Below are 15,025 nucleotides of genomic sequence, written 5' to 3' on the forward strand. Positions count from 1 at the left end.
CCCCCTCCAAATTAAAACTACTGCGATGATTCCTGCAATTTGACCGCTTCCCCATGATCGAAAAAGTACAGCCATTTCTCATCGACCTTGCGGCCCATGATCTGTTCGATCGCTTTGGCATACAGCTCAAGCTGGAAACGATAGGTTTCCGCCAGCGCCAGCACGCCTCCCTGGTGCTCCAGCACCCGGTCGCTTTTATAATCCAGCAAGTACAGCTTATCCCCAACAGCGAACAAGCAGTCGATAATCCCTTGAATCAGCACGGTCTCTCCGGCCAGTTCCTCAATCGCCAGCCGTTTCCCGTCCGCTTCAGCTTCATCTGTGACGCCCGCTGTAGCCGAAGCGAACCGCGGGTAAGCTTCCTCCACAGACAGGCCGTAGCTAAACGGCATCTCCCGCCGAATCCAATCAGCCTGGCGAAGCAAAGCGCCCAGCGGGCTATGCAAAAATCCGGCAACCCGCGCAGTATCCATTTCCGCGCTCTGCTCCCGGGACATGATCTGCAGCTCCACAAGCTGCTGCAGCGTCCGGCGAACCGTCTCTTCGCCCGCCTCCTGGTCAAAAGGAAGATGCTGCATGAGCATATGATACGCCGTTCCCCGTTCGGTCGGCGTCATCCGCTTCTCCTCCATAAATTTCGGACGGCGCAAATGCAGCTTGTATTCGGCCTTCTCTTCAAGAACGTTCCGCCGCTCCATGCGCGCTTCCTCTGCGGCGAACCAATCCATCGGCGGCTCCTCCTGCATGGCCAAAAGCGTCTTCATTTCGGTAACTGATGTCTTGGCCGATATCCGGCCGGCCATTTCGTAAGGGTAGCGCCAGTCCAGCCTTGCCTTCACGGCATCTTCGAACCCCATATCCTCCGCCGGGCGGACGGGAACGGGACCGCCGGCTACCAGGGCCTGCAGCATAGCCTTCTCCTCCGGCGCCCAAGCTTTGGCCGCTGCCGCTTGTGCAAAGGCAGTCACAAACTGCTCAGCGGCAATGAAGCTTATCACCCAGTCAGAACCGCTTCCCTGTCCATAGTCCGCAGCAGGCTCCGGTAACCCGGCGAAATCGCGAAGCTGCGCCGCAGCCGGGTGGCGGATTAAGGAAGGCCCGATCCAATCCAGGTAACTGCGCCCCCGGGCAATCAAATAATCAGGAAGCTGCTCGGTGCCGTTCGCCAGAATACCTCCCCATGACTCCACCGATTTGGCCAAATCTTTGACCGAGGAAATCAGAATGAGTTTGTCTTTAGGCCTGGTCAGCGCCACGTACAACACTCGTATTTCCTCGGCCAGCAGCTCCAGCTGCGCCCGGCGGCGAATCGCCAGATTCGGAAGCGTGGGATAGCTCACCCGCGTATTCTCATCGACGAATTTAGGCCCGTAGCCCATTTCCTTATGCATCAGGAACGGCGTATTCAAATCCTGCCGATTGAACATTTTGGACAAGCCCGCCACAAAGACGACCGGGAACTCCAGCCCCTTGCTTTTGTGGATGGTCATAATCCGGACGGCATCCTCCTGTTCTCCGGCAGAAGCCGCCGCGCCAAGGTCACCGCCGTTCTCCCGCAGCCTCGTAATATATCTTAAAAACCTGAACAGGCCGCGCGCGGCTGAGGATTTCTCGAATTGTCTAGCCCGGTCAAGAAGGGCCCGCAGGTTCCCCTGCCGCTGAGCTCCTCCCGGCAAACCGCCGACCCAGTCCAAAAATCCGGTTTGCCGGTAAATGTCCCTAATCAGGTCGCCAAGTTCACCCTCCCTGGCTTTATTCCGCCAAGCTTCGAGCTGCCCCGTATAGACGATTAGCCTGTCCCTTAACGTAGCGTGCTTTACTCCGGCCTGAGCTGCCGAGTGCTCTGCGGTCCAAAGCTCGCCCGGCGCCGTTCCAGCTTCGCCGCCCTTTTCTGCTGAGGATGCAGCTGCAAGTGGACCTTTAGGTTCATCAGCCAAGACTTCTGGCGCCAGCAGCCCGCTATTCCTGATCTCTGCCATCGTCTCTTCCGCAGCCTCTGCCATAGCAGCTGTCGAAGCTTCAGCCGAAGCCCATGACGCAGCCTCCGCCCCTGCCTCTGCCGAAATTTCGGCAGTAGCCACCACCCCTGCCATATCCGTCTCTTCCGGGCCAATATAAGCCTGCACAGCCTCATAGAAATTTCCTTTTGGAGCAGCAAGACGTATTTCAGCCAGCTCCTCCTCGGACAAATTGCAGAGCGGCGAACGAAGGACGGCGGCCAGCGGAATATCCTGCATCGGGTTATCAATGACCTGGAGCAGGGACATCATCGTTTCGACCTCAGAGGCGTCGAAATACCCCTGGCTCACTTCTCCATAGGCCGGGATACCTTCCATCCGAAGCTCCTCCATCATAGCGGGAGCCCAGGTCAATGTAGAGCGGAGCAAAATGACCATGTCCCGGTATTCCACGGGACGCAAGCCCTTCAGGTGTTTATCGTAAATGCGCAGAGGCTTCTGCCGCATCTCCCGTATTTTGGCCGCAATGGCCCGGGCCTCCAGACGAACCGCCTCCAAATCAGCAAGCTCCTCGTCGATTCTCGCTCCGTCTGACTCGCCCTCCGCTGCCGGAGTTTCACCCTCCGCGGCCGCATCGCCGCTCCGGTCGATCAGTAGCAGCTCGGGGCGGTAGTCCTCCCCGTCATTGTCAGGGTAGCCTTCCCCATACACAAGCTCCGAACGGGAATCATATGCAATTTCCGCAACAGTCTCATTCATGACTTGCCGGAAGACATAGTTGACAGCATCGATCACTTCCCGCCGGCTGCGGAAATTGCGGGCAAGGTCAATTCTAAGCCCTTCCGCCGACGCATCCCCGCCATAGCTCCGGTACTTCTGCAGGAATAGTCCAGGCTCAGCCAGCCTGAACCTGTATATGCTCTGCTTCACGTCGCCGACCATAAAGCGGTTGCCCGGCTCCTGCCGGGAAATCAACCGGACGATATCCTCCTGCACCGTATTCGTATCCTGATATTCGTCAAGGAGCACCTCTTCGAATTGCTGCTGATATTCTAGCGCGGCAGCGGAGGGTACGACCTTATCCCATGTTGAATCCGGATGGCGCAGAATTTGCAGGCAGTAATGCTCAAGGTCAGAGAAGTCGAGCCAACCTTTGGCCGTTTTCTCCTTGCGGTACCGCTTGGCGAATTCCATGACGAAAGAAGACAGCTCGGCCATCAGCGGAGCCATCTGGTTCATCTCGTCCAGAAACGCCTCGGGCGAGCGGCCGAACAGCTGCGTGCGCAACTCTATGAGTGTCTTCTTTGCTTCCTCGCGGAGCGTTTTGACCCGCTCCTGCAGTGTCGGATCGGTCTGATCCTTCTTGCACGGCTTCAGCTTGCCAAACGCGATGGCATCGAATTTCCCATGTAGCAAAGACCACTGCCCTTCATGAACGTAAGCCAGCATCAGCTCGACCATCGCGATGTCCTCTTCCAGAGTGGCAGCGTAAGGCTGCGGTCCGCCAGGGGACAAAGCGATCGCCTCGGCCTGCCGCAGCAGCTCCCCAGCTCCTTCGAGGGTCAGCTTCGCATCGCTCAGTATGCTGCTGACCCACAAGCTTTTCTCCAAAGCCTCCACGCTAGGAGCGGCAAAGGCCTCTGCGGCCTGCCGCAGCCAAAAGTCCGGCCACGGATGGCTCCGCGAGAAATCGTACAATTTCTGCACCAGGAAAAAAACAGCATCGTCGCTGCGTTCTCCGCCAAACCAGTCCACCAGACGCAAAAATGGGCTGCCCTCCCGCTCGAGCGCATATTTCTCCTCAAACAGCTCCTCGAGCACTTCCTGGCGAAGCAGGGCGGTCTCGCTTTCCGATGCGATGCGGAATCCGGGGTCAAGCGGGATCAACGTATAATAGCGCTGGATCACTTCCATGCAAAAAGAGTGAAGGGTCGTAATCGAAGCACGTCCCAGCATGGCAAGCTGCCGCCCCAGATGCTCATTCGCAGGATTCCGGGACAGCTCCTTCTCTAGCGCCTCCCTGATGCGCTGCCTCATTTCCGTAGCGGCCGCTTTAGTAAAAGTCGCAACAAGCAGGCGGTCCACGCTAAGCGGCTGATCCGTGCTGCACAGCTTTCGGATGATGCGTTCCACCAGCACTGCCGTTTTGCCCGAGCCGGCCGCTGCGGCGATCAGCATATTGCTTCCGGACAGCGATATCGCTTTCCATTGATCGTCGCTCCAGTAGCTGCCCGGCGGCTTCGGTATGCTCATCTTTGCCCCTCCTCTCTGTCATTTTGCTCGAACAGCTCCCACAGCTTATCCTTGCCGGGCTTGCTCAGCACCTGATAAGAAACGTCCTCCACTGTTTCATCAAAACGGCAGACCGGTTTAAAGGCGCAGTGCGTGCATGCCGTCTCGGTGCCCAACCGATAAGGAGTGATTCGGACGTCTCCTTCCGTAATTCTCGTTCCGATTTCCGTTATGGTCCGCTTGGCCGATCGAAGCAGCTTGTGCCATTGCTCTTCCGTAGCGACAGAAGCGCTGCTGTAGAAGCCCCCGTCAGCTTTGACGGCGACCGGAAGAATATCGGAATACCCCTTATCCAAAACGCTGTCCATCTTGGAAATGACATCCCTATCCGCAAGCAGCAGTCCCTTCATTTTGAATCGTTTCAGCATCTCCTGTTCAGCTTGCTCCGGGCTCATGCCGTTGCTGCTCTGCAGAAGCGGGTTATGGACATGAAAGTACAGCGTGCCGGCGGGCATTGCCCTTTCCCCAAGCCACGATTCGCTGGACGCAAGCAGCACCTCAAGATAGGTGAGCATTTGCAGCGACAAGCCGTAATACACCTCGTGAAGCTTCAGATCCGTCTGGCTTGACTTGTAATCGATAACTCTCAGCAGCAGCCCTTGCTCTCCCTCCGCGACGTCGACCCGGTCGATCCGTCCAACGATTTCCATGACGCATCCGTTTGGAAGCTCGAAGGTCAGCGGGGGAAGGGTTTGTCCGGGACCGAAATCCAGCTCCAGGCCGATCGGCTCGAAGCTGCCTCTTCTGGAATGCTCTCCGAGAATGATAGAGGCACGGCCCACGATATTCTTAAGCTTGCGGGTAATGTACCCATAACGCTTCGAGCTCAGCAGGATTTCACCCTGCAGCTTTGGCGCAATCCGGTCGACCGCGTCCTCCGCCTCTTTCAGACATTGTTCGGAGGAAAGACTGCCCCAGCTGCGATTCTGCTCCTTGAACGTAAGCGCCATCGAGCTTAGCGCCGCATGGAACAGTTGGCCGATATCCGGCGCCTTCAGCCGGTAAATTTGCCGTTCCTTCAGCTTCAAACCGTGAGAGGCGAAATGTGAAAACGGACATGCCGAAAACTTCTCCATCCGGGACACGCTAGTCCGAAGACGCTTGCCGTATAATCGCCGGCTCGTCGCGGCAGACAGCCCCCGTACCTTGTTGCGGTATTCCAGTGAGCCAAGCAGGCGAGCAACTTTGCCATCCCATTCCGGGCGGGTCTTATACCAGCCCAGAACGTTCCACCATACCGGAGAGATCGGCTCGCCGTTTCTCCATAGCCGCAGCTGATCGATTAACCGGGACAATGTTGGCGCCGGCCGGCTCACATATTCAAGCTGCCGTTCCTCGGGATCGCCTGCGGCCGGAGCTTCTGCCAGGAAGCGTTCCTGCAGACTCGGAAAAATCGTCTTCACATGCCGGATAACCTCGGAAGGCAGAAGGGCCTTGCCCTCTTCGTCAGCCAGCGGATAGCTTAGCCACAGCGAGCGGCTCGCCGCCGACAAGGCCTCGTAAATAAGGAAGCGCTCATCAAGGAGTCTTCTTGTCAGGCCAGGGGCAAGCCTGATGCCGATCTCGGAGAGCCGTGTCCGCTCCTGATCGCTGAGCACGCCTTCTTCCTGGAGGCTGGCAGGCATGATGCCTTCATTGACTCCAAGCAGAAATAGATGCTCAACATGGCTTGAACGCGTACGATCCGTGCTCCCGATCAATACCTGATCCAGGGATGGCGGAACAAGAGACAGCTTGAGATCCTGCAGCCCTGTCTCCATAATTCCAGCGAATATATCCAAGCTAAGCTGCTCTTCTCCCATCATTTCTACGATTTGATCGAGGAGGTCCAAGACGGCGCTCCATAGCTGGCGATGTTCCATTGCCTCCTGCGGCCTTCCCTGGCGATGGGCCTCATGCGCCAGCTTGTCCAGACGATGGGCAGCCTCGGTATCTTCGAGCAGCCTGTAGACCGCCGTGCACATTTCACGGGTATTGCGGCTCCGCTTCAATCTCGTCTCGAAAGCGGATAAAGGCGTTACAATCGCCTCGCGGCAGCGCTCCAGCAAGCGCATGGACTCGCTCTCCGCTTGCTCGGCCTGACGTTCAGGGCCTTCCAATGACAGGCTGGGCGTGCTCTTCCAGGGTCGGCCATCGTTCCAGCGGTAGCCGTGAATTCCACTCGCCAACGCATAGTTTTCGAGCCGGTCCATATCGCTGCGCGTCAAGCTGCCGTCCAGCGGCAGCAGAAATTCACTCTTGACGCAGCGGAATACATCCTCGTATTTCCAAAATTTCAATACAACGTCCAAGGCGCCACGAATCAGCTCTACCATGGGATGATAGAGGACGCTCCGCTTCTGGTCGAAGAAATAGGGGATGCCGTATTCCTCGAATAACGGGCCGACGAGATGGTCGTAATCCTCCAAATTTCTAACAAGCAGAGCCATTTCTCGCCATCTAGCCCCCTGCTCCCTGGCCAGGGCAACCATCGCCCGCGCGGCTCCTTCAATTTCCGCGCGCCGGCTGCCCGCCGCTTGCAGAGACAATGCGGCCGATAAATCCTCCGGCGGTGCCGCACCCTTCCACGGGGTTCGGTGTTCATAGGCAAACTCCAAATGCGATAATATCCCATTGCCTTTAAAGCGTGGAAACGGACGTGTACCGAGAACCTCCGCCGGCTTAACCTCCACTCCACATTCCTCTGCAAGCTCGCGAAGCTTCATGTAAGTTACCGCCGTGGAATGGAACAGATTCAGCTCATGCGGCATAACTCCGTCATCATAAGGACGGTCCAACGTCAGCGATACGGTCATCGAGGAGGCCGCCGACATGAGCGCGCCTATGGCTTTGTACTCCTGGGGGGTAAAAGACTGGAACCCGTCGATCCAAATGTCGGCCCCGCGAAGATAGGAGGAATTCGGAGCACCCTCGGCAAGCTTGACGACATGATCCTCGGCATCTATGTAGAGTTTGGATAATTCCTGGTCAAATTCGCGATAGATCATGCTGAGATCATGCAGCTTATCCTTCAGGAGCGGCGATTCGCCATCGGACCTTTCGAGGACTTCCCCATATTTGTCCAATGCCGAGAAATCGGCATCATGTTTCTTCAGCTCGCTGTACAGCGCATTGATCCGGTCAATTACACCAAGCTGATCGCCCGACTGCTTGTATAGCTTCAGCTCTTTGCGGTGCCTGCGCATAATTTTGTAGAGAAGCATCTTCTTGCCCTCTTCGCTGATCGGTATAAGCGCCGATCCGCCCGTTTCCTGCATAACCCGCAGAGCCAGACGGTGAAAGCCGAGAACCTGGGCTCTGACGGTACCATATAATTGCTCCGACTGGACGATAGCACGTTCAATCTGGAACGTCCCCTGTTCCGGGGCGATCAAAATAATCGGCGGACCCGCCGGGTCGGCTCTTAGCATCGAGGTAATCCGCTCCAGAATCAAGCTGCTCTTGCCGCTTCCTGAACGGCCGATGATCAATTGAAGTGACATGATGCTCCTCCTAACAGCAAAACTGCCGTAAACCTAAATTTTATATCAAAGCAAGAAGCAATGCTGTCGCGGCTTCTTGTCACGGTAAAGTTGTTAATTTACATTATAGCATACAGATCTTAGCGATTAAGCCGCAAACAAGAATGTATGTTCTGTAATTGTAAACTAGTAAACGCGCAAAATACAACAAGACTTCTGAAAAAATCAGAAGTCTTTCATTGCAGCCCTTGCCATTCCTCGTTTTTTTACCATCCTGGATATGTTAGAACGTCTTGCTCCGCACCTCAAAGATCGCAAACTTCAAATAGTGCCCTTCATTAACGCCTAAAATTTGCGGATGGTCTTTCCCGGCCGCCCGCCATTCGATCAGCCTGAGTACCTTGCCCGCATCCATCGCGGCTTCCTGAATCGTCTGCAGGAACAGCTCCGGCTTCATATGGTAGGAACAGCTGGCAGTAACCAGGTAACCGCCCTCGTTCACCAGCTTCAGGCCATGCAAATTAATGTCCTTGTACCCTCTGCACGCCCCTTTGACCGCCCCTTTCGTCTTGGCAAAAGCCGGCGGATCGAGTATGACGACGTCCCAGGTACGGCCACCGCCGGCCGTCATTGGCTGAGAGGTGTCTACCTTGCCGGTATCGGCAGCGCGCAGACGCCGTTCGTCCTGCCCCTTGACCTGGCTGCGCAAATACTCGAAAGCATCCGCCACGACGAACTCCACCCGTTCTTCAAAGCCGTTTAGCCTGACGTTCTCCCGGGCGCTTTGGATCGCGTGCTCGGAAATATCGAGGCAGGTTACCTTCTTAGCGCCGTACTTGCATGCATGAAGCGTAAAGCTGCCGGTATGAGAGAAGCATTCCAGCACGGTGGCTCCATCCCAATAGGGAAAAACAACCTCCTTGCCCTTCCGGTTGACCGGAGCCATGCGGAATCCGCCGCCGTCCGCGGGAAGCTGCTGCAGTGTAACCCCGCTCCTTTCTCCCCAACCTGTCATCAGCGGTTCGATGGAAGCGCGGTTCTCGCGCTGATCAAAGAAATACCCCGTCTTCTGACCCTGCCAGATATCGACTTGGATCAATAGGCCATTCTCCGTCACGGTCACATGCCGCGGCGGATCACCGTACAGCGGACCCTTGACCTCCTCAAGACCTTCCAGGGCGCGGACGGATACGTCGCTGCGCTCATAGATGCCCGCCGGCTGAAGCACAGCTGCCAAAGCTTCAACAATGCTGTCTCGGCAGCGATCCATCCCCAGTGTGAGCAGCTGTACGACAAGAACATCGCCAAACCGGTCCACGACCAGTCCCGGCAAGAAATCAGCCTCTCCATAGACAAGCCGGTAGGCATCCTCCTGCAGAAATCTGTTGCGGTGCGCAAGACACTGTTCGAAACGCTGGATGAAGAAGGCGGTGTCCATCGCTTCAAGCGGTTGATAGGATATGACACGAACCGTAATTTGCGAATCGGGATTGTAGTAGCCCGTTGCCAGGAACTTGTCCCTCCAATCCAGCACGGATACTAGGCCGCCCGGCTGCGGCCCGCCCTCTACTTTCTCGATTTCATTGCTGTAAATCCAAGGATGCCCCTGTTCCAGCCGTTTTTTACGACTGCGTTGCAATATAACTGATGGCACGCTGACCCACTCCTCTTATTCTTAAATAGCTTCTCCTCGACTTGCGCCGCCGCCCGGTATAGGCGACTGGCTTATAAAACCGGCCGGAGGCTCGGGCATGAGAGCTGCAAGTACTGCATATATGTAACTTGTACAGCTTTATCAGAGGAGGGAGCTCATGTTTCACGAAATTGTGTTCCCGGCGACGTTTGGCTTTGCTCTGTTTCTGCTTGGCATGAAAATTATGGAGGCGTCGCTCCAGGCCTGGGCCGGACCGAGGCTGATCAAACTGCTGCAAGCCTCGACGCGCACGCCATGGACGGGCCTGTTATCGAGCACCTTCGTTACAGCCGTACTCCAGAGCAGTACGGCCGTAACGGTAATGACGATCGGGCTCGTCAATGCCGGGCTGTTGTCTTACGGCCGGACACTGGGCATCATCCTCGGCGGCAACATCGGAACCTGCCTGACCACCGAACTGATCGCCTTGAATATTTCGCGCCTTGGCATTCCGCTTATGATTGGCTCACTCATCATATGGGCTTGCGCCGTGATGGGCGAAGAAGCGTATCCCCACAGCCAGGATGGCGGACGCTGGGCGCGAAGGCTGCGGCCAATCCAGTTCGGATCGCTCGCTGTGTTCGGCTTCAGCCTTATTATGATCGCAATCAAATGGATGCAGTCGATCGGTTCAGCTCTAGAGGACCGCGGCGTGATCGCCTGGCTGCTGATGCACGCGGACGACAGTCTCCTCTGGGGGGCCATCGCCGGAGCAATTCTCACGGCACTTATTCATAGCAGTGCAGCTGTTATCGCCATGACGATGGGGCTTGTAGCTGCTGGAGCGCTCCCGGTTGAATTTGGCATAGCCATGGTCATCGGCTCTAACGTAGGCACATGTATTACGCCGCTGATCGCCTCAGTCGGCAGCTCCCGTTCAGGACAGTTCGTCGCCTGGTCCCACGTCATCCTCAACGTGCTTGGCGCGGTACTCTTCATGCCCCTGATCCCATGGCTTGAGACGGCCGCAGTCTGGCTTAGCAGTGATCCCGCGGCACAAATCGCCCATACGCAGACGATTTTCAACGTGGTCTGTTCCTTGCTCGCGCTCCCCTTTTGCTATTTGCCCATCTGGTCAAGATGGGGCGGGCCGACGCATCGCCCCCCGGAATATTCCACGCGGACGGTGGCGCTGCCTCCCGCCAAAATGGGCGATTAGACCTGAACGCCCAGCAGTTTTAATGCTTTTTCCAGTATAAAATCATTGTTGTCATAACCGGCATTGCACTGCCTTTCCCAAGCGACTGCAGGCTCATACCAGGCCACGCTGCGTATTTCCTCCGTTTGGGGTTTCAGCATGCCGCCTTCGCTTTCGACAAGATAATAGTGAACTTCCTTTTGGATATCTCCATGCTGCGGATGATGATAAGTATAGGCAATAATATCGATGGGCTCGACGATTCGGCCGAGAATTCCGGTTTCCTCTTTAATTTCACGAAGCGCGGTTTGCTCGATCGTCTCCCCGTTCTCCCGTTTTCCTTTAGCATAGGATATTTTGCCGTATCGGTCTGTAATGAGCTGAATTTGCAATTGTCCCGCTTCTCGGCGGTAGACAATGCCTCCTGCGGATATTTGCTTGGACGGCATAACATGATCCCTCCTTATTCGTAGCACATTCTCTAAAAAACGGATTCTCAGCTTGCCCCCTTACCGGGGATAATACCCAAATGGACAACAAGGATTTCACCCCCGGGGTGAAATCCTTGAAAGCAGGTATGATATTCAAACACGTGATAAGCTGGGCAGAATGTTAGGCCAATGCTCTGGAGGAATCCTCCAAAATGCGTACAAGCTGGCCTTCGCAGGTGTTGACGCCCGCTTTCGTCAGTTTGACCCGGCACACTTTACCAGCCAAGTCACCGGAAGCCTCAAAACGAATTTGCAGGTAATTGTCGCTGAATCCGGCTGCATAGCCTTCTCCCGCGACTCCCTTCTCATCCTTCTCCGGTATGACATCGACCACCTGGCCGACGAATTTCTGTGCATACGCCAGCTGCATCGATTCTGAAAGATCAATCAGCTCATGGACGCGTGCGTGCTTCACTTCCTCGTCTACCTGGTCCTCCATCCGAGCTGCCGGCGTACCGGTCCGCTTGGAATAAGGGAATACGTGCATTTCCGAGAAGCCGATGCGCTTAATCGCCTCGAAGCCCTCCCGGAACAGTTCATCGGTCTCGCCCGGGAAGCCGACGATAATATCTGTCGTAATCGCCACATCCGGCATGAATTCACGAATCTTCTTAATCTTAAGTTCGAATTCTTCAATCGTATATTTCCGTCTCATCCGCTTCAGCACTTCGTTGCTTCCCGCCTGCAGCGGAATATGAAAATGACGGCACATTTTGCTGGAGCCCTTCAGCACTTCCAGCATCTTATCGTCGATCTGACTTGCTTCGATCGAGCTGATCCGTACGCGCTCAAGGCCCTCGACCTTATCCAGCTCCCAGAGCAAATCGGACAGTCGGTAGTTTTCAAGGTCATCGCCGTATCCCCCGGTATGAATGCCGGTCAGTACGATTTCCTTATATCCTGCGGCGACCAACTGCTTCGCCTGATTCACAACGCTTTGCGGATCGCGGCTGCGGGACAAGCCCCGCGACCATGGAATGATACAGAAGGTGCAGAAGTTATTGCAGCCCTCTTGGATTTTGAGAAAGGCGCGTGTCCGGTCTGCAAAATCCGGTACGTCCAGCTCCTCGAAATCCCGGGTTTTCATAATGTTGCGCACGGCATTGATCGGCTGGCGCTGCTCCTGAAGCTGGCCGATCAGGGGCATGATCTTCTCCCGGTCCTGGGTACCGATCACAAGATCCACCCCAGGGATATCCAATATTTCGGCAGGCGAGGTCTGGGCATAACAGCCCGTAACCGCAACGATCGCGTCCGGATTGCGGCGGATCGCCCGGCGAATGATTTGCCGTGATTTTTTATCGCCTGTGTTCGTGACGGTGCACGTATTAATCAAGTATACATCTGCGGTCTGTTCAAAATCGACCTGCTCGTAGCCTTCGTTCTTAAAAAGCTGCCAAATGGCTTCTGTGTCATAGAAATTGACTTTGCAGCCCAACGTGTAAAAAGCGACGGATGGCATTGTTCAAAACTCCCCCATTTCTCCGGTTTCATACATGATGCAGGTCAAGGCGGCCATACCAGCCGTCTCCGTTCTTAAAATTCTTCGGCCCAGCCCTATGGATACGGCACCTGCCGCTTCTAATTGCGTGATTTCCTGCTCCGTAAATCCGCCCTCAGGCCCGATCGCGATCAGCACCCGCGGCTTCGCCCCCTCCTCCATGCGCTCCGCAAAAGGCTTCAGCACGTCCCGCAGCTGCTGGCCGTGCTCCTTCTCGTAGCATACACAGGCGAGGTCATATTCCGGCAGCTTGACCAGCAGTTCCTTCCAGGCCGCCGGCGAATCCACCGTCGGAATCCTGCTGCGGTGAGCCTGCTCCGCCGCCTCTTTCGCAATTTTGCGCCAGCGGAGCGCCCGCTTCTCCTCTTTCCGCGGATCATATTGAACAACCGTCCGTTCCGACATGAAAGGCAGAAAGGAAGTGGCGCCGATCTCCGTGCATTTCTGGATGACGACTTCCATTTTATCGCCTTTCGGCAAACTTTGGGCGATCGTCACCTGAACACGGGGTTCACCAGATGGCTCAAGCATTTCTATAATACGGGCTGTCACTTCCTGCGCTTCAATCTCCGTAATCTCGACTAGCGCTTCCCTAGCGATCCCGTCGCTGACAATCAGCTTATCTTCAGGCTTGGAACGCATCACTTTGCCTATATGGCGAGCGTCCTCACCGGTTATGCTCACCGTCTTGTCCCCAAACTGTATCGGGTCAATAAAATAACGCTGCATTTCTCATCAACCTCACCTTAATCACCAAAGAACATCATACAACTTTTGAATTATGGATTCCAGTATTTATTCCTCGAAAAAATGGGCGGGACTACCCGCCAAACAGCATGAGGAAAAAACTGCCGAACTGAAAATAAATCGTTTCGGCTCCCGCATATAAAGGTTGGATAATCACACTGCGGAGCTGGGGAATGATCAAGATGAGCAGAAAGATGAGTACAGACCACTGCTCAAATTGCTTCAATGAGATTCTGGCCCGGTCAGGTACGATATCCTCCAGAATACGGTAGCCGTCAAGCGGCGGCAGCGGCAATAAGTTGAATAGGAAAAGGAAAAAGTTCCAGAAATTAAACATCGCAAAAAAAGTATGAACGGCATTGTACAAGATTTCATTCGAAATCATATCTATTATGCCGAACCTGGAAAGGACAACATAAATCATCGTCCCGAGAAAACCGAGCAGCAAATTGCTCAGCGGCCCTGCCGCGGCGACGACGATCCCCATTTGCCGCGGCTTCTCAAAATTATCCCGGTTGACGGGAACCGGCCTTGCCCAGCCAAACCCCGCAATGAGGAGTAAAATCACTCCAAACAGGTCGAAGTGAACAGCCGGGTTCAGGGTGAGCCGCCCCTGCAGCCGTGCTGTCGGGTCCCCAAATTTATTGGCAAAATAAGCGTGGGAAAACTCATGCACGCTAAATGCGATGATCAGCGTAATTAAAAAATAAGGCAGCTGATCCAGGGGAATCCGCAAAATTTTATTTAAAAAATCCATGAACGGCTACCTCTTTCTCGCCACGAAAGCAACCCAATCCTCTTCGCGGGCGGTCTCCTCGATTTCGAAGCCCGTCGCAAGCAGCGCTTCCTTCACGGCTTGTTCTTTGTTTTTATATATTCCCGAAGCAATATAATATCCGCCCGGCTGCAGCGCCTGGTATACGTCTTCGATGAATAACAGGATAATTTCCGCTAGTATATTAGCTACAACCACGCGAACGGGCAGTTTAACGTTTAGCTCGGCCCCTGCTTCCTGCTTCAAAACGGATAACAGGTCGCTCTCCACGACCGTAATTTGCTCTTCCAGCTTGTTGAGCCTCGTATTCTCGATTGCGCTGGAAACAGCAACCGGATCCAGATCCAATGCTAGAACCCGGGATGCGCCAAGCTTAACCGCCCCGATGGCGAGAATGCCTGAGCCAGTCCCAACGTCAATAACCTCGTCCCCTTCTTGAATAACGCCCTCCAGCGTACGGAGGCACAACGAGGTCGTCGGATGCGTGCCGGTTCCAAAAGCCATGCCTGGATCAAGCTCAATGATTTTCTCCTGCTCCGATTGAGGGACGTAATCCTCCCAGGTCGGCTTAATCGTCAGCCGCTCGGACACGCGGATCGGCTTAAAATATTGCTTCCAGTTGTTCGCCCAGTCGTCCTCGCTGACATCCTTCACTGCCATTTCTGCCTTGCCGGGATCAATGTCGTAATTTGGCAGCTCCGCAATCCGTTCCTTTACGGAAGCTACCACCGCGTCAATGTCCGTTCCTTCCGGGAAATACCCGCTAATTCTTGCTTCCCCCTGTGGAATATCGTTGGGCGGTATTTCAAACCATTGTCCCAGGGACGTATCTCTAGGTTTATTGTTGTCCACGTACTCTTCAATGGTAACGCCGCCAGCCCCCTCCTCATGCAAGAAGTTGGTAATCATCTCTACCGCTTCTTCCGTTGTATGTATAGATATTTCCTTCCAAATCATGTTGATTTATCC

Annotated in this window: 9 protein-coding genes; 1 reads left to right on the top strand and 8 read right to left on the bottom strand. The window is 55.0% G+C overall.

Annotated elements, in window-relative coordinates; all coding sequences use genetic code 11:
• Positions 1–17: 17 nt before the first annotated feature.
• The 3 genes from addA to MKX50_RS16960 all read right to left on the bottom strand — a co-directional run bounded on the left by addA (position 18) and on the right by MKX50_RS16960 (position 9,365).
• A complete protein-coding gene (gene addA / locus MKX50_RS16950; RefSeq protein ID WP_339157398.1) occupies positions 18–4,211 on the bottom strand; it encodes a helicase-exonuclease AddAB subunit AddA in 4,194 nt (1,397 codons plus the stop codon).
• Positions 4,208–7,732: a helicase-exonuclease AddAB subunit AddB gene (addB, locus tag MKX50_RS16955; RefSeq protein WP_213590155.1), complete on the bottom strand. Its 3,525-nt coding sequence runs from the start codon at positions 7,730–7,732 to the stop codon at positions 4,208–4,210. Before addB ends, addA begins: the two co-directional genes overlap by 4 nt.
• Positions 7,733–7,994: 262 nt before the next feature.
• The gene (locus MKX50_RS16960; protein WP_339157399.1) at positions 7,995–9,365 is read right to left on the bottom strand and encodes a class I SAM-dependent rRNA methyltransferase; all 1,371 of its coding nucleotides are present in this window, start codon (positions 9,363–9,365) and stop codon (positions 7,995–7,997) included.
• A gap of 157 nt (positions 9,366–9,522) precedes the next feature.
• Here MKX50_RS16960 and MKX50_RS16965 point away from each other — a divergent pair, with 157 nt between their 5' ends.
• Entirely contained in the window at positions 9,523–10,563 is a 1,041-nt protein-coding gene (locus MKX50_RS16965) for a Na/Pi symporter (RefSeq protein WP_213590151.1), read from the top strand.
• On the opposite strand, the gene MKX50_RS16970 is transcribed toward MKX50_RS16965, so the two are convergent.
• From MKX50_RS16970 to prmA, 5 genes are all read right to left on the bottom strand, one after another.
• Entirely contained in the window at positions 10,560–10,991 is a 432-nt protein-coding gene (locus MKX50_RS16970) for an NUDIX domain-containing protein (RefSeq protein ID WP_213590149.1), read from the bottom strand. The two genes, MKX50_RS16965 and MKX50_RS16970, sit on opposite strands and share 4 nt — an antisense overlap.
• Positions 10,992–11,154: 163 nt before the next feature.
• Complete coding sequence (gene mtaB, locus MKX50_RS16975; protein WP_213590147.1) at positions 11,155–12,495, bottom strand: tRNA (N(6)-L-threonylcarbamoyladenosine(37)-C(2))-methylthiotransferase MtaB; 1,341 nt, start codon at positions 12,493–12,495, stop codon at positions 11,155–11,157.
• Between the two features lie 3 nt (positions 12,496–12,498).
• Positions 12,499–13,263, bottom strand: coding sequence for a 16S rRNA (uracil(1498)-N(3))-methyltransferase (locus MKX50_RS16980; protein ID WP_213590145.1), 765 nt, complete (start codon positions 13,261–13,263; stop codon positions 12,499–12,501).
• A gap of 91 nt (positions 13,264–13,354) precedes the next feature.
• Positions 13,355–14,038: a site-2 protease family protein gene (locus MKX50_RS16985; protein WP_213590143.1), complete on the bottom strand. Its 684-nt coding sequence runs from the start codon at positions 14,036–14,038 to the stop codon at positions 13,355–13,357.
• Positions 14,039–14,044: 6 nt separating this feature from the next.
• Positions 14,045–15,013 (bottom strand): 50S ribosomal protein L11 methyltransferase, encoded by a 969-nt coding sequence (gene prmA, locus MKX50_RS16990; RefSeq protein WP_213590141.1) that lies wholly within the window; start codon positions 15,011–15,013, stop codon positions 14,045–14,047.
• Positions 15,014–15,025 lie beyond the last annotated feature (12 nt).

Origin of the sequence: Paenibacillus sp. FSL W8-0186 (assembly GCF_037969765.1) — a bacterium.
GTDB classification, from domain to species: Bacteria; Bacillota; Bacilli; order Paenibacillales; family Paenibacillaceae; genus Fontibacillus; species Fontibacillus woosongensis.